This window comes from Streptomyces sp. NPDC031466, assembly GCF_055581265.1.
Window position 1 is genome coordinate 69,403 of the sequence record NZ_JBVIJT010000009.1, and the last position, 26,273, is coordinate 95,675.

The 26,273-nt window shown below is 70.6% G+C and carries 23 protein-coding genes and 1 pseudogene; 17 read left to right on the top strand and 7 right to left on the bottom strand.

From position 1 onward, the window contains the following. Positions 1-8: 8 nt before the first annotated feature. The 4 genes and pseudogenes from ACZ5GP_RS22845 to ACZ5GP_RS22860 all read left to right on the top strand — a co-directional run bounded on the left by ACZ5GP_RS22845 (position 9) and on the right by ACZ5GP_RS22860 (position 3,128). Positions 9-1,070 (top strand): ABC transporter ATP-binding protein, encoded by a 1,062-nt coding sequence (locus ACZ5GP_RS22845; protein WP_468752601.1) that lies wholly within the window; start codon positions 9-11, stop codon positions 1,068-1,070. Then, positions 1,063-2,217: an ABC transporter ATP-binding protein gene (locus ACZ5GP_RS22850; protein WP_358583855.1), complete on the top strand. Its 1,155-nt coding sequence runs from the start codon at positions 1,063-1,065 to the stop codon at positions 2,215-2,217. The genes ACZ5GP_RS22845 and ACZ5GP_RS22850 overlap by 8 nt, the downstream gene beginning before the upstream one ends. A gap of 97 nt (positions 2,218-2,314) precedes the next feature. Then, positions 2,315-2,458, top strand: a pseudogene (locus tag ACZ5GP_RS22855) (sigma factor); the annotation flags it as partial. A 109-nt stretch (positions 2,459-2,567) separates the two neighbouring features. After that, positions 2,568-3,128, top strand: coding sequence for a GNAT family N-acetyltransferase (locus tag ACZ5GP_RS22860; protein WP_468752602.1), 561 nt, complete (start codon positions 2,568-2,570; stop codon positions 3,126-3,128). 130 nt (positions 3,129-3,258) lie between these two features. On the opposite strand, the gene ACZ5GP_RS22865 is transcribed toward ACZ5GP_RS22860, so the two are convergent. The 5 genes from ACZ5GP_RS22865 to ACZ5GP_RS22885 form a co-directional block, all read right to left on the bottom strand. Then, the gene (locus ACZ5GP_RS22865) at positions 3,259-4,299 is read right to left on the bottom strand and encodes an ABC transporter ATP-binding protein (protein ID WP_468752603.1); all 1,041 of its coding nucleotides are present in this window, start codon (positions 4,297-4,299) and stop codon (positions 3,259-3,261) included. 26 nt (positions 4,300-4,325) lie between these two features. After that, the gene (locus ACZ5GP_RS22870; RefSeq protein WP_358583860.1) at positions 4,326-5,405 is read right to left on the bottom strand and encodes an ABC transporter ATP-binding protein; all 1,080 of its coding nucleotides are present in this window, start codon (positions 5,403-5,405) and stop codon (positions 4,326-4,328) included. A gap of 12 nt (positions 5,406-5,417) precedes the next feature. After that, a complete protein-coding gene (locus tag ACZ5GP_RS22875; RefSeq protein WP_358583861.1) occupies positions 5,418-6,398 on the bottom strand; it encodes an ABC transporter permease in 981 nt (326 codons plus the stop codon). Positions 6,399-6,488: 90 nt separating this feature from the next. Continuing rightward, a complete protein-coding gene (locus tag ACZ5GP_RS22880) occupies positions 6,489-8,276 on the bottom strand; it encodes an ABC transporter substrate-binding protein (protein WP_468752604.1) in 1,788 nt (595 codons plus the stop codon). Between the two features lie 86 nt (positions 8,277-8,362). Beyond that, positions 8,363-9,388, bottom strand: a complete 1,026-nt coding sequence (locus ACZ5GP_RS22885; RefSeq protein WP_468752605.1) for an ABC transporter permease — start codon at positions 9,386-9,388, stop codon at positions 8,363-8,365. 395 nt (positions 9,389-9,783) lie between these two features. Here ACZ5GP_RS22885 and ACZ5GP_RS22890 point away from each other — a divergent pair, with 395 nt between their 5' ends. Genes ACZ5GP_RS22890 through ACZ5GP_RS22910 form a run of 5 tightly spaced genes read left to right on the top strand, consistent with a single transcriptional unit; the run spans position 9,784 to position 15,405 of the window. Continuing rightward, on the top strand, positions 9,784-11,415 hold the full coding sequence (locus tag ACZ5GP_RS22890; protein WP_468752606.1) for a peptide ABC transporter substrate-binding protein: 1,632 nt from the start codon (positions 9,784-9,786) through the stop codon (positions 11,413-11,415). Between the two features lie 16 nt (positions 11,416-11,431). Then, positions 11,432-12,355, top strand: coding sequence for an ABC transporter permease (locus ACZ5GP_RS22895; RefSeq protein WP_468752607.1), 924 nt, complete (start codon positions 11,432-11,434; stop codon positions 12,353-12,355). Continuing rightward, on the top strand, positions 12,348-13,325 hold the full coding sequence (locus ACZ5GP_RS22900; RefSeq protein ID WP_468752608.1) for an ABC transporter permease: 978 nt from the start codon (positions 12,348-12,350) through the stop codon (positions 13,323-13,325). Before ACZ5GP_RS22895 ends, ACZ5GP_RS22900 begins: the two co-directional genes overlap by 8 nt. Positions 13,326-13,331: 6 nt before the next feature. Beyond that, positions 13,332-14,378: an ABC transporter ATP-binding protein gene (locus ACZ5GP_RS22905; RefSeq protein ID WP_468752609.1), complete on the top strand. Its 1,047-nt coding sequence runs from the start codon at positions 13,332-13,334 to the stop codon at positions 14,376-14,378. Next, entirely contained in the window at positions 14,365-15,405 is a 1,041-nt protein-coding gene (locus tag ACZ5GP_RS22910) for an ABC transporter ATP-binding protein (RefSeq protein WP_468752610.1), read from the top strand. Before ACZ5GP_RS22905 ends, ACZ5GP_RS22910 begins: the two co-directional genes overlap by 14 nt. Before the next feature lie 13 nt (positions 15,406-15,418). On the opposite strand, the gene ACZ5GP_RS22915 is transcribed toward ACZ5GP_RS22910, so the two are convergent. Continuing rightward, positions 15,419-17,596, bottom strand: a complete 2,178-nt coding sequence (locus ACZ5GP_RS22915; RefSeq protein WP_468752611.1) for a prolyl oligopeptidase family serine peptidase — start codon at positions 17,594-17,596, stop codon at positions 15,419-15,421. A gap of 147 nt (positions 17,597-17,743) precedes the next feature. Here ACZ5GP_RS22915 and ACZ5GP_RS22920 point away from each other — a divergent pair, with 147 nt between their 5' ends. The 8 genes from ACZ5GP_RS22920 to ACZ5GP_RS22955 all read left to right on the top strand — a co-directional run bounded on the left by ACZ5GP_RS22920 (position 17,744) and on the right by ACZ5GP_RS22955 (position 25,377). Further along, positions 17,744-17,938: an SH2 domain-containing protein gene (locus ACZ5GP_RS22920; protein ID WP_358583875.1), complete on the top strand. Its 195-nt coding sequence runs from the start codon at positions 17,744-17,746 to the stop codon at positions 17,936-17,938. Positions 17,939-17,993: 55 nt separating this feature from the next. Beyond that, the gene (gene mshB, locus ACZ5GP_RS22925) at positions 17,994-18,917 is read left to right on the top strand and encodes an N-acetyl-1-D-myo-inositol-2-amino-2-deoxy-alpha-D-glucopyranoside deacetylase (protein ID WP_468752612.1); all 924 of its coding nucleotides are present in this window, start codon (positions 17,994-17,996) and stop codon (positions 18,915-18,917) included. A gap of 101 nt (positions 18,918-19,018) precedes the next feature. Next, the gene (locus ACZ5GP_RS22930; RefSeq protein WP_468752866.1) at positions 19,019-19,387 is read left to right on the top strand and encodes a DUF6113 family protein; all 369 of its coding nucleotides are present in this window, start codon (positions 19,019-19,021) and stop codon (positions 19,385-19,387) included. A 165-nt stretch (positions 19,388-19,552) separates the two neighbouring features. After that, positions 19,553-21,733: a hypothetical protein gene (locus ACZ5GP_RS22935; RefSeq protein WP_468752613.1), complete on the top strand. Its 2,181-nt coding sequence runs from the start codon at positions 19,553-19,555 to the stop codon at positions 21,731-21,733. 110 nt (positions 21,734-21,843) lie between these two features. Next, positions 21,844-22,758: an ABC transporter ATP-binding protein gene (locus ACZ5GP_RS22940; RefSeq protein WP_468752614.1), complete on the top strand. Its 915-nt coding sequence runs from the start codon at positions 21,844-21,846 to the stop codon at positions 22,756-22,758. Next, entirely contained in the window at positions 22,755-23,513 is a 759-nt protein-coding gene (locus ACZ5GP_RS22945) for an ABC transporter permease (RefSeq protein WP_468752615.1), read from the top strand. The genes ACZ5GP_RS22940 and ACZ5GP_RS22945 overlap by 4 nt, the downstream gene beginning before the upstream one ends. Before the next feature lie 56 nt (positions 23,514-23,569). Beyond that, a complete protein-coding gene (locus ACZ5GP_RS22950; protein ID WP_468752867.1) occupies positions 23,570-24,730 on the top strand; it encodes a sensor histidine kinase in 1,161 nt (386 codons plus the stop codon). Beyond that, the gene (locus tag ACZ5GP_RS22955; protein WP_468752616.1) at positions 24,727-25,377 is read left to right on the top strand and encodes a response regulator; all 651 of its coding nucleotides are present in this window, start codon (positions 24,727-24,729) and stop codon (positions 25,375-25,377) included. Before ACZ5GP_RS22950 ends, ACZ5GP_RS22955 begins: the two co-directional genes overlap by 4 nt. Before the next feature lie 16 nt (positions 25,378-25,393). On the opposite strand, the gene ACZ5GP_RS22960 is transcribed toward ACZ5GP_RS22955, so the two are convergent. Beyond that, positions 25,394-26,242 carry a transglutaminase-like domain-containing protein gene (locus ACZ5GP_RS22960; RefSeq protein WP_358590529.1) on the bottom strand — a complete coding sequence of 283 codons (849 nt, stop codon included), beginning with the start codon at positions 26,240-26,242 and terminating at the stop codon, positions 25,394-25,396. Positions 26,243-26,273 lie beyond the last annotated feature (31 nt).

Genomic DNA, 26,273 nt, shown 5'->3' on the forward strand with positions numbered 1-26,273 from the left:
AGGCGTACGTGACCAGCATCGATCAGAAGACAGATTCCGTCCCCGCCCCCCGCTCGGGCGAGGAGAAGAGTGGCAGGCTCCTGGACGTCAAGGACCTGCACGTCGAGTTCCACACCCGAGACGGTGTGGTCAAGGCGGTCAACGGCGTCAACTACAGCGTGGACGCGGGCGAGACGCTCGCCGTCCTCGGCGAGTCCGGCTCGGGCAAGTCCGTGACCGCCCAGGCGATCATGGGCATCCTCGACATGCCGCCCGGGAAGATCCCGCAGGGCGAGATCCTCTTCCGTGGCCAGGACATGCTGAAGATGTCCAACGAGGAGCGCAGGAAGATCCGCGGCCGCAAGATCGCGATGATCTTCCAGGACGCGCTGTCGTCCCTCAACCCCGTCCTCTCCGTGGGCTACCAGCTCGGCGAGATGTTCCGGGTGCACGAGGGACTCGGCCGCAAGGAGGCCAAGGCCAAGGCCGTCGAACTGATGGACAGGGTCAGGATCCCGGCCGCCAAGGAGCGGGTGAACGACTATCCGCACCAGTTCTCCGGCGGTATGCGCCAGCGCATCATGATCGCCATGGCGCTCGCCCTGGAGCCCGACCTGATCATCGCGGACGAGCCCACCACGGCGCTCGACGTGACGGTCCAGGCCCAGGTCATGGACCTGCTCGCGGAGCTGCAGCGCGAGTACAACATGGGCCTGATCCTGATCACCCACGACCTTGGCGTGGTCGCCGACGTCGCGGACAAGATCGCGGTGATGTACGCGGGCCGCATCGTCGAGACGGCACCCGTCCACGAGCTGTACAAGCGCCCCGCGCACCCGTACACCCGTGGCCTGCTCGACTCGATCCCGCGCCTGGACCAGAAGGGCCAGGAGCTCTACGCGATCAAGGGCCTGCCGCCCAACCTGCTCAAGATCCCCGGTGGCTGCGCGTTCAACCCGCGCTGCCCGAAGGCGCAGGACATCTGCCGCACGGAGATCCCGGCCCTGATGTCGGTCACCGAGCAGGACGGCGCGGATCTGCCGGGCCGCGGCAGCGCGTGCCACTTCTGGAAGGAGACGATCCATGGCTGAGCCGAAGAAGCTCCCGCCCGAGGAGCCGCAGGACGTGATGCCGAACGTCTCCGAGGTGGCGCTGGTCGACGCCGCCACCGAGACGGAGGCCGTGGCCGCCATCGAGGCCCCGGTCGAACGCGGCGAGCCGATCCTCCAGGTCCGCAACCTGGTCAAGCACTTCCCGCTGACCCAGGGCATCCTGCTCAAGAAGCAGATCGGCGCGGTCAAGGCGGTCGACGGCATCTCCTTCGACCTCTACCAGGGCGAGACGCTGGGCATCGTGGGCGAGTCCGGCTGCGGCAAGTCCACGGTCGCCAAGCTCCTGATGACCCTGGAGCGGGCCACGGCCGGCGAGGTCTTCTACAAGGGCCAGGACATCACCAAGCTGTCCGGGCGCGCGCTGAAGGCGGTCCGCCGCAACATCCAGATGGTCTTCCAGGACCCGTACACCTCGCTCAACCCCCGTATGACGGTGGGCGACATCATCGGGGAACCCTTCGAGATCCACCCCGAGGTGGCCCCGAAGGGCTCGCGCCGCCAGAAGGTCCGGGACCTCCTGGACGTGGTCGGCCTGAACCCCGAGTACATCAACCGCTACCCGCACCAGTTCTCGGGCGGTCAGCGCCAGCGCATCGGCATCGCGCGCGGCCTGGCGCTCAACCCCGAGATCATCATCTGCGACGAGCCGGTCTCGGCCCTGGACGTCTCCGTCCAGGCCCAGGTCATCAACCTGATGGAGAAGCTCCAGGACGAGTTCAACCTCTCCTACCTCTTCATCGCGCACGACCTGTCGATCGTCCGGCACATCTCGGACCGCGTGGGCGTGATGTACCTCGGCAAGATGGCGGAGATCGGCTCCGACGAGCAGATCTACGACCACCCGACGCACCCGTACACGCAGGCGCTGCTCTCCGCGGTCCCCGTCCCGGACCCGGAGGCCCGCGAGGGCCGCGAGCGCATCATCCTCACCGGCGACGTCCCTTCCCCGGCGAACCCGCCCTCCGGCTGCCGCTTCCGCACGCGCTGCTGGAAGGCGCAGGACAAGTGCGCCGAGGAGACCCCGCTCCTCGCCATCCCGGAGCGCTTCGTCGGCCGGGACACCCCGGCGGCCCACGAGTCGGCGTGCCACTTCGCGGAGGAGAAGGACGTCGTACACGCGGCATGACGTCACCGGCCCGCGGCCGGCAAGAGATCGAAGGCGCCCCCTGCCGACACGGCCGGGGGCGCCTTCGTGTGTAACAACCCGTGCTCGCCGGGCGTGTATCAGTACAGAAGCGGGCGACAGCGCTCGGGTGGCCGCGGTCTCTGCCATGACCGGGGACCTGGCGGAGGCGGAGGACGCGGTACAGGAGGCGTATGTACGGGCCTGGCAGCGGTGGGACCGCCTGACGGGCGAGGGCGACCCGCGTCGAGGAGTCGGCCAGGGATTGATGCCGGGGTAAACGCCCCCGTAGCCTCCCGACCCCGTCACCCTGTCACCCCGTCACCCCGTCACCTCGCCCCGAAGGCAGCGTCATGAACCGGTCCCGGCCCCCGCTCCCGCCTCCGTCAACGCCGCAGGAGCCGCTCCTGCGCCCCTGGGAGCCCGAGGACGCCCCCGCCGTCCTGGCGGCCTTCGCTGCCCCGGAGATGGGCCGTCAGGCCGACAGGCCCGTCGACTCCCGGGCGGCGGCGGACGGTTGGATAGCCCGACGCGCCGCCGAGTGGGCGGGCGGCTCGGCATACGCCCTCGCGGTGGTGGACGCCCGCACGGGCGTCCCCCTGGGCAACGTCGCGGTGGGCGCGGTGGACCGGACCCACGCCACCGGCTGGGTCTCCTACTGGACGACACCGGCCGCACGCGGCAGAGGCATCGCCACCTACGCCTGCGGGGCACTGGCCCGCTGGGCCTTCGACGAACTGGCCCTGTTCCGCCTGGAACTGGGCCACCGCACGAACAACCCCGCCTCCTGCCGCGTGGCCGAGGCGGCGGGCTTCACGGTGGAGGGCCTGCAACGCCGGAAACTGTCGTACGACGGTGTCCGTCACGACGTGGAACTGCACGCCCGGCTGGCGACGGACCCGGAGTGCGGGTGAGCCCGCCGGAACCGGCCCCGCCCCGCTCGGGTCAAGGGGGAGGGCGGGCCGGTTCCGTGGATGTGGCCGGGGGCAGGACCCGGGGCGCGGGGTGGGTTCCGCGCGCCGGCCAGAGGGACTTGCGGGCCGGTCAGAGGGACTTGCGGGCCGCCGGGACCGAGAGCTGGGCCGAGTCCTCCGGGTAGTGGCACGCCGTCAGGTGCCCCCCGCGGTTGCCGTCGAGCTGGACCAGCGGCGGGTCCTCGGAGGCGCACTTGTCCGTCGCCTTCCAGCAGCGTGTACGGAAGCGGCAGCCCGAGGGCGGGTTGACCGGGGAGGGGACGTCGCCCGTGAGCAGGATGCGCTCGCGGCGCGGGACGTCGTCCGGGGTCGCCTCGGGGACGGCCGACAGGAGCGCCTTGGTGTAGGGGTGGCGAGGATTGCCGTACAGGTCCTCGCGGTCCGCGATCTCCACGATCCGGCCCAGGTACATGACGGCGACCCGCTGCGAGAAGTGCCGGACCACCGCCAGGTCGTGGGCGATGAACAGGAACGCGATGTCCAGCTCCTTCTGGAGCTTCTGCAGCAGGTTCACCACCTGCGCCTGGATCGAGACGTCCAGGGCGGAGACCGGTTCGTCCGCCACGATGAGCTTGGGCTCCAGGGCCAGCGCCCGCGCCACGCCGATGCGCTGGCGCTGACCGCCCGAGAACTCGTGCGGGAAGCGGTTGTAGTGCTCGGGGTTGAGGCCGACGGTCTCCAGGAGTTCCCGGACGCGGGCCTCCCGGCCGCCCGTCGGAGTGATGCCGTTGACCTCCATCGGTCCGGAGATGATCTTTCCGACCGTCTGGCGCGGGTTCAGCGACGCGTACGGGTCCTGGAAAATCATCTGGATCTCCGAGCGGACCGGCGCCAGCTCCTTGCGGGAGGCGTGCGTGATGTCCTGCCCGCGATAGGTGATCTTCCCGCCGGTCGGTTCGAGCAGGCGCGTGATCAGCCGGCCCGTCGTCGACTTGCCGCAGCCGGACTCGCCGACCAGGCCGAGGCTCTCGCCCTCGGCGACGGCGAAGTCCAGCCCGTCCACCGCCTGCACGGCACCGACCTTCCGCTTGAACGGGAACCCGCCCATGATCGGAAAGTGCTTGGTCAGCCCGCTGACATCCAGGAGAGGAGTGGGAGTGGTGCTGCTCATTGTCGTGAAGTCCCGTCTCTTGTACGTCAGTCGCGTCGGTCGGCGTCGTGCGCGCCGCGGCCCGCCTCGGCCACGAGGCCCGCGGCACCCGCGGTGCCGGCGAAGTCGGCGAAGAACTGCGACCGCTGCTCCGTGGTGAGGTGGCAGGCCGCGCCCCGGCCCCCGGTCAGTTCCAGGAGCGGCTGCTCACTGGAGCAGCGCCCGCCCCCGACCTGCTCGGTGAACGTGCAGCGCGGGTGGAAGCGGCAGCCGGACGGCGGGTTGAGGAGGCTCGGCGGAGTGCCGGGGATGGGCGAGAGCGGCACGTCCACCGGCCCGTCCAGGGACGGCATGGAACCGAGCAGGCCCCAGGTGTAGGGGTGCTGGGGAGCGCGCAGCACTTCCTTCTTCGTGCCGCGCTCCACGCACCGGCCGCCGTACATGACGAGGACGTCGTCCGCGATGTCCGCGATGACGCCGAGGTCGTGGGTGATGAAGATGATCGACGTGCCGAACTCCTGCTGGAGGTCCTTGAGCAGGTCCATGATCTGGGCCTGGACCGTCACGTCGAGCGCGGTGGTCGGCTCGTCGGCGATCAGCAGCGTCGGATTGCAGACCAGCGACATCGCGATCATCGCGCGCTGGCGCATACCGCCGGAGAACTGGTGCGGGTAGTCGTCCACGCGCAGGTCCGGCTGCGGGATGCCCACCTTCGTCAGCATCTCGATCGACCGCGCCCGCGCCTCCTTCTTGGAGGCGCCGGTGTGCTTGCGGAACGTCTCGCCGATCTGCCGGCCGATGGTGTGGTACGGCGACAGCGAGGCCAGGGCGTCCTGGAAGATCATCGCCATCTTGTTGCCGCGGAGCCTCTCCAGCTCCCGCTCGGTGGCGGTGAGGAGCTCCTGCCCGTCGAGCAGGACCTCGCCCTCGATCACCGTGCTGTCCTTGTGGTGCAGGCCGAGGATGGCGAGGTTGGTGACGGACTTGCCGGAGCCGGACTCGCCGACGATGCCGAGGGTCTTGCCCTTCTCCAGGTCGAAGTCGAGGCCGTCCACGGCCTTGACCATGCCGTCCTCGGTGGAGAAGTGGACGCGCAGATCGCGTACGGAGAGGAAGGGGGTGCTCATGGGATCCGGCTCCTAGGCGAGGCGCACGCGCGGGTCGATGAGGGCGTACACCGCGTCGACGATGATGTTGAAGAAGATGATCGCCGTGGCGGCCACCAGGACGACACCCAGCAGCATGGGCAGGTCGCTGGTGTAGACCGCGCGGACCGACAGGTCGCCGATGCCGTGCAGGGCGAAGGTCTTCTCGGTGATGATCGCGCCGCCGAGGAGCACGCCCAGGTCGAGGCCGAAGATCGTGACGATCGGGCCCATCGCGCCGCGCCAGGCGAAGCGGAAGAAGACCGAGCGGCCGGACAGGCCCTTGGCGCGCGCCGTACGGACGTAGTCCTCGCTGAGGGTCTCGACCATCTGGGAGCGCGTCATGCGGGTGTAGTTCGCCGTGAAGATCAGTGAGAGGACCAGCCAGGGGATCATCAGGCCGGAGAACCAGGCGCCCGGGTCCTCGCTGATCGACGTGTACTGCGGCCGGTCCAGCCACTGGAGCTTGTAGGTGAAGAGGTACACGGCGAAGACGCCGACGACGTAGATCTGGAGCGAGGACGCGACCAGCGACGCGGACGAGGCGATCTTGTCGAGGGTCTTGCCCTGCTTGTGGGCGGCCAGCATGCCGGTGCCGACACCGAAGATCACGAATACGAGGGCCGCGCCGAGCGAGAGCGACAAGGTGGTCGGGAAGCGGTCCAGGATCGTGCCGAGGACGGGCTCACGGTTGCGGAAGGAGTAACCGAGGCACGGCGCCGGGCAGTTGCCGAACGAGGCGTAGTCACGGCCGACGAACAGCCCCTGGAACCAGTGCCAGTACTGCACCGGGAGTGAGTCGGCGATCCCCAGGTTGTGCCGTACCAGGTCCAGGGTCTCCGGGGAGCAGACCTTGCCGCAGGCCAGCCGGGCGGGGTCGCGCGGGGCGGCGTAGAAGAGGACGAAGACGAGAACGCTGATGATCAGCAGGATCACCGCGCCACCGGCGATGCGGCGAAGGAGGAAGCGGAGCATGGCAGTTGGTTTTCCTGACGGATGCCGTGGGTGAGGAGGGGGCGGGGCGGTCCTCCCTCAGGAGGCCCGCCCCGCCACGGGGGCCGTTCGTCAGGCCTTGACGTAGGTCTTGTAGATCAGCGTCGCGGCGAACTGCGGGTCGTGCTGGGCCCCGCCGACCTTGGAACCGTGCAGGTAGAAGCGGCGCTGGTAGGTCTCCGGGATGATCGGCACGACCTCTTCCATGATCCGCTTGTCCAGCGCGGCCCAGGCCTTGCCGGCCTCCTTCTGGTCCGAGATGACCGCGTTCTTCTTGATCGCCTCGTTGATCCAGTCGACGTCCGTCTGCGAGATGTTGTTCTGGCCGTCGCCGATGGCGTCACCGTCGAAGAGCGGCTGGATCAGGGTGTAGGCGGTCGGCCAGTCCGGGGACCAGCCGAACCACATGACGTCGAACTTGTTGTCGATGCGCTGCGCCTGGTCGTAGTAGTCCGTCGAGTTCAGCGGCTTGATGACCGGGTCGAAGCCCGCGGCCTTCAGCGAGTTCTCGATGACGACCTTGGTCTTGTCGTACGTGGGGCGCTGCGGGAAGGCGTAGACGATCTTCTGGCCCAGCTTGCCGGCCTTCTTCAGGATGGCCTTGGCGCGCTCGGGGTCGCCCTGCGGCTTCTTCAGCTTGCCGAAGACGTCGAACTTCTCGCGGCCGATGATGTCGGGGCTGAGGATGGTCGTCGCCAGCTCGCCCGCCGACTCACCGCCGTAGATCCGGCGGATCTGCTCCAGCGGCCAGGCGATGTTGAGGGCCTTGCGGACCTCGACGTCGGTGATGCGCTTGCAGTTGATGGCGTAGTAGTACGTGCCGGAGGACAGGCCGTTGAAGGACCGCTTCTTGACGTCCGGGTTGCTGAGCACCTTCTGCATGCGCTCGGCCGGGATGTTCTCGTAGATCGCGATCATCTGCTGGTCCTTGCCCTGGTCCGCGATGAAGCGGTCGCAGGAGTCAAGGCCCGTCGGCCCGAACTCGAACTCGAAGCTGTCCGGGTAGGCGTTGCGGATCGGGTCGGTCTTCGGGTCCCAGTGCTTGTTGCGCGTCAGCGTCATCGACTTGTCGATGGAGCGGTGCTTGACGATGTACGGACCGCAGGAGACCGGCGCCTTGTCGTACTTCTCCTTGGTGTCGTGCTTGACGGGCACGGGGGAGTACGAGGTCATCGCCAGCGTGAAGTTGAAGTCCGGGCGGGCTTCCTTCAGCTTGAAGGTGATCGTCTTCTTCGCCTTGTCGATGACGATCGAGTCGAGGTGGTCGCCGCCGTACGGGCCCTTGTAGCCCTCACGCCACTTGGCGCCCTTGCCGGTCAGCGCCATCTGGACGTACGAGGCGCCCTCGGTGATGAAGGAGGCCCAGGAGCGCTCTATGCCGTGGCGGACGTCCTCGACGGTCAGCTCGCTGCCGTCCTGCCACTTCAGGCCGTCCTTCAGCGTGAAGGTCCAGGTCTTGTTGCCGTCGGAGGCCTTGCCCGTGTCGGTGGCGAGGTCGCCGACGAGGGTCATGCCGCCCTTGGCGTCGATGTAGTAGCCGGTGAGGGCGCGGGCGAAGAGGTTGGCGACCGAGGAGTTGTACGCGAAGTAGATGCGCTGCGGGTCCATGTGCGACACGTCGTCCTCGGCGACGCCGTAGATCGTGCCGCCCTTCTGCGCGCCTTCGACCTCGGGGGCCGGGCCCTTGGAGTCCTCAGCGGTGCCGATCTTGACCTCGGCGCCCGTGTATTTGGTGGCGCCGCCGTGGTTTCCGCCCTTGCCACCGTTGCCGGAGCCGCCGCTGCTGCACGCGGACAGGACCATCGAACCGCCGGCCGCGACCGAGGTCGCGACGACGAAGTTTCTGCGGGAGAGAGACATGTGGCTACCAACCCTGATGTGTCGAGGAAGAAGAGCGGAGGAGCGGCCCGGCACTGCCCCGTCGCAGGTGCCCGGCTTGGGGAGTGTCAGCGTTTGGTCTTCGGGTCCAGCGCGTCGCGCACGGAGTCGCCGAGGAGGTTGAAGGCGACGACGAAGATCACCATCGCGATGCCGGGGAAGGCCATGTACGTGATGTCCTGCTCGTACACCTCGGAGGCGCGCTGGATCATCACGCCCCAGTCGGGAGTGGGCTCCTGAAGTCCCACGCCCAGGAAGGCGAGGCCGGCTTCCGCGGTGACGAACATCGGCAGCGCGAGCGTGGCCTGGATGAGGATCGGCGTCCACAGGTTGGGGAGCAGTTCCTTGAAGATGATGCGGGCCGGTGAGGCGCCGGTCACCTTCGCGGCCTCCACGAACTCCCGCTCGCGCAGGGCCAGTACCTCACCGCGCAGCAGGCGGGCGATGGAGGCCCAGCCGAAGGCCGTCATCACCGCGATGAGGCTGGTGACCGTCAGCCAGGTGGGTGTCTTGTCCTCCGGGGCCACGACCACGGAGATCATCACCGGCCAGAAGGCGATGAAGAAGAGCGTCGAGGGGAAGGCCAGCAGGATGTCGATGACCCGGCCGATGAAGTAGTCGGTCTTGCCGCCGATGTACCCGGCGGTGACACCGACCGTGATGCCGATGAGCGTCACCAGGATCGTGGTGGCCGTGGCGATCAGCAGTGAGTTGCGCATGCCGTACAGCAGGAAGGTCAGGACGTCCCGGCCCAGCTGCGGCTCGATGCCGAACCAGAACTCTCCGTCGATGCCGCCGTTCGGCTTGAACGGATAGCTGAACTCGTTGAACAGGCTCGGGTCGTTCACGCCGTACGTGGTGAACGGGTCCTTGCCGTACACCTTCGAGATCAGCGGTGCCGCCAGCGAGATGACGAAGAAGAAGAGCACGACGCACGCGGCGATCACGCCCGACTTGTCCCTCTTGAAGCGGGTCCAGGCCAGCCGGCCCGGCGAACGCCCCTTGCCGCCCCGGTCCTTGGGCGCGGGCGGCATGCCGTCGTTTTTGGCCACCACGTCAAGCGTGGCGGCAGCAGCGGGAGTTGGCGAGGTCATGGCGCTCCAGGCCCGGAGGGGTCATCAGGATTCCGCAGGACAACCAGGGCACCTACGGGCTAGGCGCGACTTTCGCAAGGTGCTTCCCACGGGGTCAATGAATGTTCGGCCGCCTTGATGGGCTCTTGGGATTCTTTGCCGAGGCTTTGACCAATAAGGGCCATAACATTGCCTTGGCGTAATCATGCGTGATGGACAAGGTCGGACTCAATGGGGCAAGCGCGGCAATGAGTCCGATATGCGGGCGCCGCTGTCTCGGAATGCGTACATCCGGATGGACTCGACCTCGTACGGTCCTCATACGGGTGGGGTAAATGTGCGGTTCCTGAGCCCTGGGGCGATATTGGCCGATAAGTGACTCGGAGCGCGGCGACAGCCCGGAATAGGAGGACTCCATGCGTGGAGCCACGCACGCCCGATGGGCCGCATGCGCGGTGACCGTCACCCTGGCGGCGACCGCCTGTGGCGGCGGCGGGGACGGCGGCGGTGGCGGCGACGGCTCCGGCATCGTCAGCTCCTCCTGGGGCGACCCGCAGAACCCCCTGGAACCGGCCAACACCAACGAGGTGCAGGGCGGCAAGGTCCTCGCCATGATCTTCCGGGGTCTCAAGGAGTACGACCCGAAGACCGGCGAGGCCAAGAACATGGTCGCCGAGTCGATCGAGACCAAGGACGCGCAGAACTTCACGGTCAAGCTCAAGGACGGCTGGACCTTCAGCAACGGCGAGAAGGTGACCGCCAAGTCCTTCGTGGACGCCTGGAACTACGGCGCGAACCTCGAGAACAACCAGAAGAACGCCTACTTCTTCGGCTACATCGAGGGATTTGACAAGGTCCACCCCGAGAAGGGCGAGCCCAGCGCGCAGACCCTCTCCGGGCTGAAGGTCGTCGACGACAAGACGTTCACCGTCAAGCTCACCCAGAAGTTCTCCACCTGGCCCGACACCCTCGGCTACCCCGCCTTCGCCCCCCTGCCCAAGGCGTTTTACGACGACCACGACGCCTGGCTCGCCAAGCCCGTCGGCAACGGGCCGTACACCGTGGAGTCGTACACCAAGGGCTCGAAGATGTCCCTGCGCAAGTGGGACGACTACCCCGGCGAGGACAAGGCGCGCAACGGCGGTGTGGACATGACGGTCTACACCGACAACAACACCGCCTACACCAACCTGATGGCCGGCAACCTCGACCTCGTCGACGACGTGCCCGCAGCCCAGCTCAGGAACGCCAAGAGCGACCTCGGCGACCGGTACATCAACACCCCCGCCGGCATCATCCAGGCCCTCGCCTTCCCCTTCTACGACGACAAGTGGACCAAGCCCGGCGCGGAGAAGGTCCGCAAGGGCCTGTCCATGGCCATCAACCGCAAGCAGATCACCGAGACGATCTTCCAGAAGACGCGGACCCCCGCCACCGACTGGACCTCCCCGGTGCTCGGCGCGGACGGCGGGTACAAGTCCGGGCTCTGCGGCGAGGCCTGCGAGTACGACGCCGCCAAGGCCAGGAAGCTGGTCGAGGAGGGCGGCGGCATCCCCGGCGGCCGACTGAAGATCACGTACAACGCGGACACCGGCTCCCACAAGGAGTGGGTCGACGCCGTCTGCAACTCCATCAACAAGGCGCTGGAGAAGGACAAGGCCTGCGTCGGCAACCCCGTCGGCACCTTCGCGGACTTCCGCAGCAAGGCCTCCCAGCAGAAACTCGACGGCGCCTGGCGCGCGGGCTGGCAGATGGACTACCCGCTCATCCAGAACTTCCTGGAGCCGAACTACTTCACCGACGCCTCGTCCAACGACGGCAAGTTCTCCGACGAGAGGTTCGACAAGCTCGTCAACGAGGCCAACGCCGAGACCGACAGCGCCAAGGCCGTCGCCAAGTTCCAGGACGCCGAGAAGATCCTCGCCGAGAAGATGCCGTCCATCCCGCTCTGGTACCAGAACGGCAGCGCGGGCTACTCCGACAAGATCTCCGACGTGACGCTGAACCAGTTCAGCGTGCCGGTGTACGACCAGATCAAGGTCGACTGAGACGCCGGGAGCGGCCATGGGACGTTATGTGATCCGGCGTCTGCTCCAGATGATCCCGGTCTTCGTGGGCGCCACACTGCTGATCTTCCTGATGGTGAACGTGATGGGCGACCCCGTCGCGGGCCTGTGCGGGGACCGCAAGTGCGACGCCGCGACGGCCGCCCGGCTGAAGAAGGAGTTCGGACTCGATAAACCGGTGTGGCAGCAGTACCTCACCTACATGGGCAACGTCTTCACCGGCGACTTCGGCACCGCCTTCAACGGCCAGAAGGTCACCGAGCTGATGTCGGCCGCCTTCCCGGTCACCATCCGCCTGACCGTCGTCGCCATCGTCTTCGAGATCGTCATCGGCATCTCGCTGGGCGTGCTCACCGGGCTGCGGCGCGGGCGCCCGATCGACACCGGCGTGCTGCTCCTGACGCTGGTGGTGATCTCCGTGCCGACCTTCGTCACCGGCCTGCTGCTGCAACTCCTGCTCGGCGTCAAGTGGGGCGTCATGAAACCCTCCGTCTCCAGCGAGGCGCCCTTCGACGAACTCCTGATCCCCGGCCTCGTCCTCGCCTCGGTCTCCCTGGCGTACGTCACCCGCCTGACCCGCACCTCCATCGCCGAGAACCGGCGCGCCGACTACGTCCGCACCGCCATCGCCAAGGGCCTGCCCCGGCGCCGCGTCATCACCCGGCACCTGCTGCGCAACTCGCTCATCCCCGTCGTCACCTTCATCGGCACGGACGTCGGCGCGCTGATGGGCGGCGCCATCGTCACCGAGCGGATCTTCAACATCCACGGCGTCGGCTTCCAGCTCTACCAGGGCATCCTGCGCCAGAGCACCCAGACCGTCGTCGGCTTCGTGACCGTCCTCGTCCTGGTCTTCCTGCTGGCCAACCTCATCGTCGACCTCCTGTACGCCGTACTCGACCCGAGGATCCGCTATGCCTGAGCCGCATCAGCCGGAGCGCGCCATCGCGGCGACCGGGGCGGGCGGCGCCATGGACCTCGCCGCGAGCGAGGCGACCTCGCTGGACAGGACCCCCGCCGGGCCCGACGGCGGCGGCCCCTCGGCGCCCGCGCGCAGCCTGTGGTCGGACGCCTGGCGCGACCTGCGCCGCAACCCCGTCTTCCTCGTCTCGGGCCTGATCATCGTCTTCCTCGTCGTCGTCTCGCTGTGGCCCTCGCTCATCGCCACCGGCAACCCGCTGGCCTGCGACCTCGCCAACGCCCAGAAGGGCTCCTCGCCCGGCCACCCCTTCGGGTTCAACGAGCAGGGCTGCGACGTCTACACCCGCGTCGTGTACGGCACCCGGGTCTCCGTCACCGTCGGCGTGTGCGCCACGCTCGGCGTCGCCCTCCTCGGCAGCGTCCTCGGCGGCCTCGCCGGCTTCTTCGGCGGGATGTGGGACGCGATCCTCTCCCGCCTCACCGACGTCTTCTTCGCCATCCCCGTCGTCCTCGGCGGCCTGGTGCTCCTGTCCGTGGTCACCAGCTCCACCGTGTGGCCCGTGGTCGGCTTCATGGTGCTGCTCGGCTGGCCGCAGATCTCCCGCATCGCCCGCGGCTCCGTGATCACCGCCAAGCAGAACGACTACGTCCAGGCGGCGCGGGCCCTCGGCGCCTCCCACACCCGGATGCTGCTGCGCCACATCGCGCCGAACGCCGTCGCCCCCGTCATCGTCGTCGCGACCATCGCGCTGGGTACGTTCATCGCGCTCGAGGCGACGCTCTCCTACCTGGGCGTCGGGCTCAAGCCGCCGACGGTGAGCTGGGGCATCGACATCTCGGCCGCCTCCCTGTACATCCGCAACGCCCCGCACATGCTGCTCTGGCCGGCCGGCGCGCTGGCGGTCACCGTGCTCGCGTTCATCATGCTCGGCGACGCGGTGCGCGACGCCCTCGACCCGAAGCTGAGGTAGGCGCCCATGGCAACCGAGGCATCCGAGGCCTTCGCGGCCCCCGCCGGGGCGGCGCCCACCCTGCTCGACGTGCGCGACCTGCACGTGGAGTTCCGGACCAGGGACGGCGTCGCCAAGGCCGTCAACGGCGTGGACTACGCCGTCCGCGAGGGCGAGACGCTGGCCGTGCTCGGCGAGTCGGGCTCCGGCAAGTCCGTGACCGCCCAGGCCGTCATGGGCATCCTCGACACGCCCCCCGGCAGGATCACCAAGGGCGAGATCCTCTTCCAGGGCAGGGACCTGCTGAAGCTCAAGGAGGACGAGCGCCGGGGGATCCGCGGCGCCGGCATGGCGATGATCTTCCAGGACGCGCTGTCGTCGCTGAACCCGGTGCTGAGCGTCGGCGAACAGCTCGGCGAGATGTTCGTCGTCCACCGGGGCATGTCCCGCAAGGACGCCAGGGCCAAGGCGGTCGAGCTGATGGACCGGGTGCGCATCCCCGCCGCCCGCGAACGCGTCGGCCAGTACCCGCACCAGTTCAGCGGCGGCATGCGCCAGCGCATCATGATCGCCATGGCGATGGCCCTGGAGCCCTCCCTCATCATCGCGGACGAGCCGACCACCGCCCTCGACGTCACCGTGCAGGCCCAGGTCATGGACCTCCTCGCCGAACTGCAGCGCGAGATGCGCATGGGCCTGATCCTCATCACCCACGACCTCGGTGTCGTCGCCGACGTCGCCGACACCATCGCCGTGATGTACGCGGGCCGCATCGTCGAGAAGGCCCCCGTCCACGAGATCTACCGGGCGCCCGCCCACCCGTACACCCGCGGCCTCCTCGAATCCATCCCGCGCCTGGACCAGAAGGGCCGCGCCCTCTACGCGATCAAGGGCCTGCCGCCGAACCTCACGCGCATCCCGCCCGGCTGCGCCTTCCACCCGCGCTGCCCCATGGCCCAGGACATCTGCGTCACCGAGGAACCGCCGCTCGCGCGCGTGACGTACGAGGGCCTCGTCGCCGAGCGCGGGAGCGCCTGCCACTTCTGGAAGGAGACGCTCGATGCCGCACGCTGACCCCGGGCACGAACCGATCCTCCAGGTGCGCGGCCTGGTCAAGCACTACCCCCTGACCCAGGGCGTGCTCATCCGCAAGCAGATCGGCGCGGTCAAGGCCGTGGACGGCGTCGACTTCGACCTCACGCGGGGCGAGACGCTCGGCATCGTCGGGGAGTCCGGCTGCGGCAAGTCGACGGTCGCCAAGATGCTCGTCAACCTGGAGCGGCCCACCGCGGGCGAGATCCGCTACAAGGGCGAGGACATCACCAGGCTCTCGGGCCGGGCCCTGAAGGCGGTGCGCCGCAACATCCAGATGGTCTTCCAGGACCCGTACACCTCGCTGAACCCGCGGATGACCGTCGGCGACATCATCGGGGAGCCCTACGAGATCCACCCCGAGGTCGCCCCCAAGGGCTCGCGCCGCCAGAAGGTCCAGGAACTCCTCGACGTGGTCGGGCTCAACCCCGAGTACATCAACCGCTACCCGCACCAGTTCTCCGGCGGTCAGCGCCAGCGCATCGGCATCGCGCGCGGCCTCGCGCTGCGGCCCGAGGTCATCGTCGCCGACGAGCCCGTCTCCGCCCTCGACGTCTCCGTCCAGGCCCAGGTCATCAACCTCCTCGACCAGCTCCAGGACGAGTTCGACCTCAGCTACGTCTTCATCGCCCACGACCTGTCGATCGTGCGGCACATCTCCGACCGGGTCGGCGTCATGTACCTCGGGCGGATCGTCGAGATCGGCACCGACGAACAGATCTACGAACATCCGACGCACCCCTACACCCAGGCCCTGCTCTCCGCCGTGCCGGTCCCCGACCCCGCGGCGCGCGAGCACCGGGAGCGGATCATCCTCAGCGGCGACGTGCCCTCACCCGCCAACCCGCCCTCGGGCTGCCGCTTCCGCACCCGCTGCTGGAAGGCGCGGGAGCGGTGCGCCCTCGAGGTGCCGGCGCTCGCGGTACCCGCGGAGTTCCGGTACGCGGCCGGGCCCGCGGCGCACGACTCTGCCTGTCACTTCGCCGAGGAGAAGCAGGTCGTGCCGTAGCGCCGCGGCCCGCTCAGGCCAGGTTCAGCGACCGCTTCAGGAAGTCGGCCTGGAACAGCAGCAGGTTCTCCGCGACCTGCTCCTGCGGCGTCATGTGCGTGACGCCCGACAGGGGCAGGACCTCGTGCGGGCGGCCCGCGGCGAGCAGGGCCGAGGACAGCCGCAGGGAGTGCGCCACCACCACGTTGTCGTCGGCGAGACCGTGCACGATCAGCATCGGACGGTGCGGCTCGACCGCCTCCACCAGACCGTCGTCCCAGACCAGGGAGTTGTGGCGGTACGTCTGCGGGGCCCGGGTCGGATCCCCCAGGTACCGCTCCTCGTAGTGCGTGTCGTACAGCCGCAGATCCGTCACCGGGGCGCCGACCACCGCCGCGTGGAACACGTCGGGGCGGCGCAGCACGGCCATCGCCGCGAGGTAGCCGCCGTAGGACCAGCCGCGGATCGCCACCCGGTCCAGGTCCAGGGGGTATTCGCCGCTCGCCGCGAGGGCGTGCAGCGCGTGGACCTGGTCGTCGAGCGTGAGCGTCAGGTCATTTTTGATCGACTTCTCCCAGGCGGGGGAGCGGCCCCGCATGCCGCGCCCGTCCGCCACGATCACCGCGAAACCCTGGTCGGCGAACCACTGCGAGGTCAAGAAGACGTTCTGCGCACGCTGGACGCGCTGACCGTGCGGACCGCCGTACGGATCGAGAAGTACCGGAAGCGGCCCGTCCGCCGCCTGGTAATCCGTGGGGAGCAGGACGGCGCACGGAACGCGGCGCGTGCCCCCTTCGGTGAGCGTCACGCGCGGCGTGAGCCCCGGGCGCCGGGCGTGCGAGGCGACGGTGGCCACCTGCTTGCCGTCGCGCAGCACGCGGACCGCCGCGCCGGGACGGTCCAAAGTGGCCGAAACCAGTACGGTGACACCGCCCGCGCGGACCGCCGAGTGCACCCCGGGTTCCCGCGACAGGCGTTCCACACCCAGTTCGTTGACGCGGTAGACGTGCACCTCGCCGATGCCCGGATCGGCCGCGGCCTCGCCCGCCGACGCGGAGACGAGGATGTCCTGCTCGGTCACGTCCAGGACCGCGCGGACGTGCAACTGGGCCCCCGTCAGCGGCCGCTCGCCCCACGCGAGGACCCGCGCCCCGCCCTCGTCCACGATCCGCACCAGCTTGCCGCTGGGCGACCAGCAGGGCGCCCCGGCGAAGAGTTCCAGCCAGTCGGCGTCCTCCTCGGCGTGCACCATCCGCGTCGAACCGTTCTCGGGGCGCACCGCGAGGTACAGCTGACTCTGCTGGTCGCGGGCCTGCACCAGGAGCAGCGGGGCGCCGTCCGAGGACCAGTGCACCCGGGCGAGGTACGGGAACCGGACACGGTCCCACACCACCTCGGTACGCGAACCGTCCAGCCCGAGAACGAACAGACGTACGTCCGCGTTGGCCGTGCCCGCCGCCGGATAGGCGATCTGGGCGGGCTCCCGGTCGGGGTGCGCGGGGTCCGCGATCCACCACCGCCCGACCGGCGCGTCGTCGACCCGCGCGACGAGCAGCCGGTCGGATTCGGGTGACCACCAAAAGCCCCGGTACCGCGCCATCGACTCGGCCGCGACATGCTCCGCGAGGCCGTAGGTGACGGTCGACTCGTGGCCGGATTCCGGCTCCGCGAGCGCCCGGTCGCCCTCGCCGTCGGCACCGGTCACCCGCAGGGCACCCCCGGAGACGTACGCGACATGCCGGCCGTCGGGTGAGGGGCGCGGGTCGATCACCGGGCCCCGCGCGGGCAGTTGACGCACCGTGCCCGTTCGCAGCTCCGCCGTGAAGAGCCGGCCCGACAGCGCGAACGCCGCCAACTCCACCGCTGCGTCCGTCGCGTACTCCACGATGCCCGCGCCGCCCTCCCGGCTGCGCTCGCGCCGCGCCCGCTCCGCCGGGGAGAGCCGCTCGGCCGCGCCGCCCAGCAACACGCCCGGATCGGCGGCGAGCCGCTCGGCCATGCCGTCCGCGAGGTCGAGGACCCAGAGCCGGTGCGAGGGATCGGTGCCGGAGGACGAACGCAGGAAGACGACCCGCGATCCGTCGGGCGCCACCGTGAACGCACGGGGCGCGCCCAGGGTGAACCGCTGCGTACGCGCGTGTTCCCGGGGAAAGGAGAGCCCTGACTCAGGGCTCGGGCCGGGCCTGTGGATTGCGGGATTCTCGGTCGTCATCCCCCGACCCTAGGGCGCATGCGCCCCCCTGTGCTGCTGTGCTCCGAGTCATGCGTCCGCACGGATAGTTATGATCCGTAGCGCTTGGTGGGTATGAACCCGCTGGCGTCCGCACTGGGTTTCGTCAACGACTTGGAGGTGACCGCCGTGGCACTCTCGATTTCGGCGGTGGTGCTGCTGGCGATCATCGTCTTCCTGCTGGTCAAGAAGTCAGGCCTGAAAGCGGGACACGCTGTCGTCTGCACGCTGCTCGGCTTCTACCTGGCGAGTTCGTCCATCGCCCCGACGATCAACGAGCTGACGACGAACGTGGCGGGGATGATCGGTGACATCAAGTTCTGACCCGCGCCCGCGGTCCTCGTGGGAAGGTCCCGCGGCGTCCTCGTAGGGTGGTCCCATGACGGAACCGCCCGCCCGGCGCCTGCTGCTCGTGCACGCGCACCCCGACGACGAGTCGATCAACAATGGCACGACCATGGCCAAGTACGCGGCCGAGGGCGCCCATGTGACGTTGGTGACCTGCACGCTGGGCGAGGAGGGCGAGGTCATTCCGGCCGGGCTCGCCCACCTCGCCGCCGACCGCGAGGACTCCCTGGGCGCCTGGCGCGTCGGGGAACTGGCCGCCGCCATGAAGGAGCTGGGCGTCACCGACCACCGCTTCCTCGGCGGCGCGGGCCGGTACCGCGACTCCGGGATGATGGGCGTCGAGCAGAACGAGAGGCCCGGTGCCTTCTGGTCGGCCGACCCGGACGAGGCCGCCGCGTACCTCGTGGAGGTGATCCGCGAGGTCCGGCCGCAGGTCCTCGTCACGTACGACCCCGAAGGGGGCTACGGCCACCCCGACCACATCCAGGCGCACCGCGTCGCCATGCGCGCCGCCGACCTCGCGGCCGAGCCGGCCTTCCGCCGCGACCTCGGGGAGCCGCACACCATCGCCAAGATCTACTGGAACCGCGTGCCCCGCTCCGTGGCCGAGGAGCGCTTCCGGCGGATGGCGGACCCGCTGCGCTTCTCGCCGTTCACGCGGCCCGCCGCCGTCGCCGACGTGCCGGGCGTCACGGACGACGAGCGGATCACGACGGAGATCGACGGCGGCCCCTTCAAGGCGGCCAAGGCGGCGGCCATGCGCGCCCACGCCACCCAGATCACGGTGAGCGAGCCTCTCTTCGTCCTCTCGAACGATCTCGCCCAACCCCTCTTCGAGGTGGAGTACTACGAGCTGGTACGGGGAGAAATGTCGGGTGACGGCAGACACCGCGAGACGGATCTGTTCGCGGGACTCGAAAGGACGACGGATATGGCCGAGGTGACCTCGCTGTGAGTACGCGTTCCCGTGCGTCGTCCCCCGGCTCCGCTTCGCCGCCCCCGGGCCCCGCGCCCGCGCCGGCGCCCACCCCCGCGGGAAGCTTCCTCGCGCAGCCGCTGCGAGCGGGACGGCTCGCCGCGTACGCCGCTCTCTTCGTGCTCGGCGCGCTCGTCGGCACCGCCGGCGCGCTCGTCCAAGGCGGCTTCTTCCCCGCCGGGTTGCTGCTCGCGCTCCTCGGCGCGGCCGGCGCCTTCTACGGCGGGGCGCGGGCGGCCGGCACCAGAGCCGGGGCCGTCGCGCCCGCCGCGGGCTGGCTGGTCGCCGTCATGCTGCTCACCGCCACCAGATCGGAGGGGGACTTCCTCTTCGGCGCGGGCCTGCGCTCGTACGCCTTCCTGTTCGGCGGTATGGCGGTGGCTGTGATGTGCGCCACGCTCGGCCGGCGGCCGCAACCGGGCGGCGGCGCCGCCCGACTTGGCAAGTGACGTACCACTTCGGACCGTGTTCCGCACGGGTTTGACGCCGGTCACAGGAAGAGTGCCGACGGCGGCCAGTATGGTGGTGCGGCCGCCGATCCTCCCCATCCTCCGGCCGGGGGGACCCCGGACGAGGCCGAGACCGGGCGGCGGAGTCAACCAGGAGAACCTGCCTTGAGTCGTGAAACTGACAGTTCGTCCTCCGGGCCCCAGGGGCGCGGTGGAGCCGCATACCCCTCGGGGACGCCGCCGTACGGCTCCCCGGCGCAGGGCCCTGCCGCGGACGGCGGCGCGGACGGCCGGCGGCGGCAGGCCGCCGAGCAGCGGCCGGACGAGCCCGAGACCCAGACCACGCTGACCACCCGCGTCCGGATCAACATCCCCGGCTCGCGGCCCATCCCACCGGTCGTCATGCGGACGCCCGTCGGCGACGAGGGCGGCTCGCGCGGTGACACCTCGCGCGCCCAGGACGCGAACGCCGCGCCCGGGGCCCCCGGCGCCAGGGACACGGCCGGGGACGCGGACGCCGCGCGAGGCGCCGCTTCCGGAGCCGGCGGCGGAGACTTCCCGTCCGGTTCCGCTTCCGCCTCGTCCGGCGCGGACGCCGGTGCCGGGTCCGCCCCGGGTGAGGGCGGAGGGGCAGGTTCCGGTACGGCAGAGGAGAAGACCAGCGACTGGTTCGCGCCGCGCAAGCCCGCGCGGGGCGACAGCGGCGCGGCGGGCGCCGGCAACGGCGCGCCCCCGGCGGGCGGTTCGAGCGCCCCCGGCGGCCCAGGGGCGAACGGTTCCGGTTCGGGCTCGTTCGACGGCTCGGGCTCCTACGACGGCTCGGGCTCGTTCGACGGCTCGGGCTCCTACGACGTATCCGGCGCCGTGGCGTCCGGACCCCTCGGCGCGGGAGCGCCGCAGGGCGACCTGCCGTACTTCACCGGCGGCCCGGGCACGGGCCCGGGGGACGCCGCGAACGGCCCCCAGGGCTCCCGGGGCCCCGCGGGCCCGACCGGCGGCCCCGTCACTGGCGACGGCCCGCTCGCGCCGACCACGCCCGGCTCCCGCCCCGCCGGTCCCGCCGGCCCAGGCAACTCCACGGGCGTCCCGCCGCGTTCGGGCGCCCTGAGCGACGACACCGCGATCCTCACGCCGCAGAAGGGCGGGCCCCTCTCGCCGCCCCCCGGCGGCCCGCGCCCGCCCGTCGGCGGACCGGGTGCCCCCGCCCCGGGCGGCAACGTCTCCGGGGAGACGCTGACCAGCGGCATCCCCGTCGTACCGGCCACGCAGGACAACGCGCCGTTCCCGCCCGGGGAGCGGGGCGACGGGCCGCTGGCGCACACCCCGCCCAAGCTGCCCGACCCGGTGCGCTCCGACGTGCCGCCCGCCGCCGCCAAGCCGGCGCCGAAGCCGAAGAAGAAGGGCCGCAACAAACTGGTCCTCCTCGCGGCCGCCGTGGTCGTGGTGGCCTGCGGGGCGTACGGCGCGGGCCTGTTGATGAACCACGCCGACGTGCCGAAGGGCACCACGGTGCTCGGCGTCGACATCGGCGGCGGCACCCGCGACGAGGCCGTCAAGAAGCTGGACGACGCCCTCGGCGAGCGCGTCGCCAAGCCCCTGAAGCTGTCGGTGGCCGGTGAGCAGGTCACGCTCAAGCCGGACCAGGCGGGCCTGACCCTGGACAGCCAGGCCACCGTCCGCGAGGCCGCGGGCAGCGACTACAACCCCGTCTCGGTGATCGGCTCGCTCTTCGGCAACCAGCGTGTCGTCGAGCCGGTCATGCCCGTCGACGAGGAGAAGCTGGCGGCCGCCCTGGAGCGCGCCGCGGGCGGCTCGGGCTCGGCCAAGGAGGGCACGGTCAAGTTCCTGCCCGGCAAGGCCGTCCCCGTCTACGGCAGGGTCGGCAAGGGCATCGACCCCGCGGCGTCCACCACCGCTGTCGCCCAGGCCTACGAGAAGCAGGTCGAGACGGGCGGCGCCGGACCGGTCCGGGTGCCGGTCACCACCCGCAGCCCGCGGGTCTCCAAGGCCGAGGTCGACAAGTTCATGACCCGGTTCGCCAAGCCGGCGATGTCCGCCAACGTCACGATCAGGGCGGGCGGCAAGGAGATCCCCTTCGGCCCGGCGAGGTCCCTGCCGAAGATCCTGTCGGCCAAGGCCGTGGACGACGGCAGCCTGCAGCCGCACTACGACCTGGTGGAGCTGAAGAAGCTGTACGGCAACATCTTCGACGGCATCCTCATCCAGCGCGGCAACGGCGACAAGACACCGGTCCAGCCGACCGACGTGGCGGGCGCCATGAACAAGGCGCTGCTCGGCAAGACACCGGCCGAGCGCATCGGCGTGATCGAGACGAACGCCGACTAGCCGCCGTACGCACAGGTCCGCGCCGGGCCCGGGACGACAGCTCTGCATGACATCTGTCATCCCGGATCCGGCACGGACGACACTGCCGTCGCCGACCGCCGTCGCCGACGATGGATCACATGACGGCAGTGAGCTTCACCCAGGTGACCAAGAGCTACGGCGACATGCGCGCCGTGGACGGTCTCACCCTCGACCTGCGCCCCGGTGAGACCGTGGCGCTGCTCGGGCCGAACGGCGCGGGCAAGTCCACCACCCTCGACCTGCTGCTCGGCCTGCGGCGCCCGGACAGCGGCACGGTGCGGGTCTTCGGCACCTCGCCGCGCGAGGCGATCACCGCGGGCCGGGTCGGCGCCATGCTGCAGAGCGGCGGCCTGATGGGCGAGGTCACCGTGCGCGAGCTGGTGCGCCTGGCCTGCGATCTGCACCCGAGGCCCCGCCGCGTCACCGACGTGCTCGCCGACGCGGGCATCACGCAGATCGCCGACCGCAAGGCCGACAAGCTCTCCGGCGGCCAGGAGCAGCGTGTGCGCTTCGCACTCGCCACGGCGGGCGCGAACGACCTGATCGTCCTGGACGAGCCGACCACCGGCATGGACGTGACCGCCCGCCAGGCGTTCTGGGCGACCATGCGCGAGCAGGCAGACCAGGGCCGCGCGGTCCTGTTCGCCACGCACTACCTGGAAGAGGCCGACGCGATCGCCGACCGCGTCCTGGTCCTGCACCGCGGCCGTCTCCTCGCGGACGGCACCGCCGCCGAGATCAAGGCGAGGGCGGGCGCCCGCAAGGTCTCCTTCGACCTCGCCGAGACCGACGAGGCGCTGACCGGACGACTTCGCGAACTGCCCTTCCTGACGTCGCTGGACGTCTCGGGCCGCACGGTCCGGCTCCAGTCCGCCGACGCCGACGCCACCGTGCACGCCCTGTACGGGCTCGGCGCCTACCCCCGCAACCTCGAAGTCGCCGGGCTCGGCCTGGAGCAGGCCTTCGTGGCGATCACCGAGGCCGAGGAGGCCAGGACCCGATGACCAACGCACTCGCCTCGCGCGGACTGATCAAGCTGGAGATCGTCCGCGCCCTGCGCAACCGCAAGTTCCTGTTCTTCTCCGTGATGTACCCCTCGGTGCTCTTCCTGATCGTGGCGGGCACCCAGGGCGGCTCCGACGAGGTGCCCGGCTCGGGGCTCTCCGTCCCCGCGTTCATGATGGTCTCGATGGCGTCCTTCGGCGCCCTGACCGCCGTACTGATGGGCAACAGCGAGCGCATCGCCAAGGAACGGGAGAGCGGCTGGGTGCGCCAGCTGCGCCTGACGACGCTCCCCGGGCGCGGTTACGTCCTGGCGAAGACGGCGAGCGCGGCGGTGGTCAGCCTGCCGTCCATCCTCGTGGTGTTCGCCGTCGCCGCCGCCTTCAAGGACGTCCGCTTCGCAGCCTGGCAGTGGCTGGCGCTGACCGGCGCGATCTGGGCGGGCAGCCTCTGCTTCGCGGCGCTCGGCGTGGCCATCGGCTACCTGGCGTCCGGCGACGCGGTCCGCCCCCTCACGATGATCGTCTACTTCGGGCTCTCCCTGCTCGGCGGCCTGTGGATGCCCACGACGACCTTCCCGGGGTGGCTGCGGGACGTGGCGTCCTGGCTGCCCACCCACGCGTACGCTGCCCTCGGGCAGGCCATCGAACTGGGCGACGCCCCGCACGCGAAGGACGTCACCCTGCTGGTCGCCTACTTCCTGCTGTTCGCGGGCGGCGCGGCGTGGCTGTACCGGAAGGACACACTGAAGGCGTGAGCAAGGCTCCCCGCGCCCGCGACGCGCACGACCCGCTCCTCGAAGAGGCCCACCCGCTGCACGTCTTCGGCCGGCCCGTCCTCGACCGCCGGCAGATCCTCGTCAAGTCGCTGTGGATCGGCATCTGGCTCGTCTTCCTGGCCGGCCCGGTGCACGACCTCGTGGTGACCGAGCGCTCCGCCGTGGCCACGGCGCTCGGCTCACTGGGCCTGGCGGCCTTCGTGGCGTGCTACCTCTCGTTGGTCTTCCGGTACACCGTGAGGGTGCTCGACTGGCGTGCGGTGCAGGTGTCGTTCGCGGTGCAACTCGCCCTCGCCGTGGTCCTCGCGTTCGCCTTCGGCAGCGACTGGCTCGGGCTGTTCGTGTACGTCTCGGTCTCCGCCGGCGCGGTGCTCCCGATGCGGTACGCGGGCTGGATCATCCCCGCGGTGACGGCGACGATGATCGCGGTGGGCCTGCGCACGGACAGCCTCCAGGACCTCCTCGGCAACCTCGCCGTGCTCAGCCTCCTCGTCGGCTTCGCGATGAGCGGCGTACGCCAGTTGGTCCGTACGACGATCCAGCTGCGCCAGGCACGGGCCACCGTCGCCCAGCTCGCCGCCAACGAGGAGCGGCTGCGGCTGGCCAGGGACCTGCACGACCTGCTCGGGCACTCGCTCTCCCTGATCACGCTCAAGAGCGAGCTGGCCGGGCGGATGCTCCCCGACCAGCCCGACAAGGCGGCCCAGCAGGTGGCCGACATCGAACAGGTCAGCCGACAGGCCCTGGTGGACGTCCGCGAGGCCGTCTCCGGTTACCGCAGGCGCACCCTGGCCGGCGAACTGGCGGGCGCCCGCACGGCGCTGGCCGCCGCCGGCATCGAGGCCGACGTGCCGCTCCAGGGGCCCGCCGAACTGCCGGACGAGACGGGCGAGACGGCGCTCGCCTGGGCGCTGCGGGAGGCCGTCACCAACGTCGTGCGGCACAGCGGCGCCCGGCACTGCACGGTGGCGTTCACGGCCCGCCAGACCCTGGCCGGGCCGCTCCTGGAACTGTCCGTCGAGGACGACGGCACGGGCGGCGGCCCGGGCACGGTCGCCGGCAACGGGCTGACCGGCCTCGCCGAGCGCGTGACGGCCGTCGGCGGCACCCTGGAGACCGGCCCCGCGCCCCGCCGCGGCTTCCGACTGGCGGCCCGCGTGCCGCTGACCTCCACGGCCGTAGGATCGCCCGCATGAGCGGCGAGGACGGCAACGGCGTGGCGGCGGGGACGAGCGGTGTGATCAGGGTGCTGCTGGCCGAGGACCAGTCGATGGTCCGCGAGGCCCTCGCGGCCCTGCTCGGCCTGGAGCCGGACATCGAGGTGGTCGCCCAGGTCGCCCGCGGCGACGAGGTGCTCGCGGCGGCACGCGCGCATGCCGTGGACGTGGCGCTGCTCGACATCGAGATGCCCGGGCTCACGGGCATCGAGGCGGCGGCCGAGCTGCGCGCCGCGTGCCCCGCCACGAAGATCGTCGTGCTCACCACCTTCGGGCGCCCCGGCTATCTGCGCAGCGCCATGGAGGCGGGCGCCGCCGCGTTCCTGGTCAAGGACGCCCCCGCCGCCCAGCTCGCCGCGGCGGTGCGCAAGGTCCTGGCGGGGGAGCGGGTCATCGACCCCACGCTGGCGGCGGCGGCCCTCGCGGGCGGCGCGAACCCGCTGACGGACCGCGAGCGCGAGGTGCTGCGCGCGGCGGCCGACGGCGCCACCAACGCCGAGCTGGCCCGTGCCCTGCACCTGTCGCAGGGCACCGTCCGCAACTACCTGTCCATGGCCATCCAGAAGCTCGCCGTCCGCAACCGCGCGGAGGCCGTCAGGGCCGCCCGCGACAAGGGCTGGCTCTGAGGGGCGGCCCCGCCGCTCAGTTCAGCATCGCCCGCGCGGCCCGCGCCTGCTGGCGCACCCGTTCCGCCGTGGTCGGCTCCACCGCCGTCACGACGTCGGCGTACTCGTCCAGCTCCGCCGCACCGCCGAGGAAGTCGCCGCGCTGCACGAGGAGTTGGGCCCGCTCGTAACGCAGGCGCGCGGGGTGCGCGGGCAGCAGCAGGGAGAGGTCCAGGGCCCACAGGGCGACCTCGGAGCGCTCGGGGCGCGCGGCGGCCCAGGCGCGGATGTTGTTCAGGATGCGCTGCACGATGTTCAGCGGGTCGGCGGGCGTCAGCATCGACGGCTGGATGCCGGTACCCGCGGTCCCGGCCACCAAGAGCTCCGCGTCCTGCCCGGTCAGCAGCCGCCCGCCGTCGAACGGATCGGCGAGCACCTGTTCGTCGCGCGGCCCGAAGCCGACCACGAAGTGCCCCGGCAGCGCCACCCCGTAGACCGGGGCGCCCGCGCGCCGCGCCACCTCCATCCACACCACGGAGAGCAGGATCGGCAGGCCCCTGCGGCGCCGGAGCACCTGGTGCAGGAGGGAGGACTCCAGGCGCTGGTAGTCGCCCGGCGTCCCCTCGAAGCCGCACTGCCCGCCGAGGAGTTCGGCCATCGCGGCCGCCCACGCGCGCGGCCCGCCGGGACGGAACGGCAGCAGGCCCGCGAGCCGGTCCAGCTCGATCTCAGCGGCGTCGATGCCCGCCTCGTCCAGGGAAGGGTCGGCCTCCGCGCCGATCAGCAGGCACAGCAGGGCGAGTCCGGGCCGTTCGGACCGTGCCTCTTCGGCGAACCGCCGCCGCCATTCGCCGGACTCCGCGTGCATACGTGCCTCGTGTCTCATGCCCTCGCCGGGCTGCTTTCCGTGCCGTGCG

Bases quoted from the DNA above. Each gene is read 5' to 3' on its own strand.
- ACZ5GP_RS22850 (WP_358583855.1), top strand. From the start codon at position 1,063: ATGGCTGAGCCGAAGAAGCTCCCGCCCGAGGAGCCGCAGGACGTGATG.
- ACZ5GP_RS22860 (WP_468752602.1), top strand. From the start codon at position 2,568: ATGAACCGGTCCCGGCCCCCGCTCCCGCCTCCGTCAACGCCGCAGGAG.
- ACZ5GP_RS22865 (WP_468752603.1), bottom strand. From the start codon at position 4,299: ATGAGCAGCACCACTCCCACTCCTCTCCTGGATGTCAGCGGGCTGACC.
- ACZ5GP_RS22870 (WP_358583860.1), bottom strand. From the start codon at position 5,405: ATGAGCACCCCCTTCCTCTCCGTACGCGATCTGCGCGTCCACTTCTCC.
- ACZ5GP_RS22875 (WP_358583861.1), bottom strand. From the start codon at position 6,398: ATGCTCCGCTTCCTCCTTCGCCGCATCGCCGGTGGCGCGGTGATCCTG.
- ACZ5GP_RS22880 (WP_468752604.1), bottom strand. From the start codon at position 8,276: ATGTCTCTCTCCCGCAGAAACTTCGTCGTCGCGACCTCGGTCGCGGCC.
- ACZ5GP_RS22885 (WP_468752605.1), bottom strand. From the start codon at position 9,388: ATGACCTCGCCAACTCCCGCTGCTGCCGCCACGCTTGACGTGGTGGCC.
- ACZ5GP_RS22890 (WP_468752606.1), top strand. From the start codon at position 9,784: ATGCGTGGAGCCACGCACGCCCGATGGGCCGCATGCGCGGTGACCGTC.
- ACZ5GP_RS22895 (WP_468752607.1), top strand. From the start codon at position 11,432: ATGGGACGTTATGTGATCCGGCGTCTGCTCCAGATGATCCCGGTCTTC.
- ACZ5GP_RS22900 (WP_468752608.1), top strand. From the start codon at position 12,348: ATGCCTGAGCCGCATCAGCCGGAGCGCGCCATCGCGGCGACCGGGGCG.
- ACZ5GP_RS22905 (WP_468752609.1), top strand. From the start codon at position 13,332: ATGGCAACCGAGGCATCCGAGGCCTTCGCGGCCCCCGCCGGGGCGGCG.
- ACZ5GP_RS22910 (WP_468752610.1), top strand. From the start codon at position 14,365: ATGCCGCACGCTGACCCCGGGCACGAACCGATCCTCCAGGTGCGCGGC.
- ACZ5GP_RS22915 (WP_468752611.1), bottom strand. From the start codon at position 17,596: ATGACGACCGAGAATCCCGCAATCCACAGGCCCGGCCCGAGCCCTGAG.
- mshB (WP_468752612.1), top strand. From the start codon at position 17,994: ATGACGGAACCGCCCGCCCGGCGCCTGCTGCTCGTGCACGCGCACCCC.
- ACZ5GP_RS22940 (WP_468752614.1), top strand. From the start codon at position 21,844: ATGGATCACATGACGGCAGTGAGCTTCACCCAGGTGACCAAGAGCTAC.
- ACZ5GP_RS22945 (WP_468752615.1), top strand. From the start codon at position 22,755: ATGACCAACGCACTCGCCTCGCGCGGACTGATCAAGCTGGAGATCGTC.
- ACZ5GP_RS22955 (WP_468752616.1), top strand. From the start codon at position 24,727: ATGAGCGGCGAGGACGGCAACGGCGTGGCGGCGGGGACGAGCGGTGTG.
- ACZ5GP_RS22960 (WP_358590529.1), bottom strand. From the start codon at position 26,242: ATGAGACACGAGGCACGTATGCACGCGGAGTCCGGCGAATGGCGGCGG.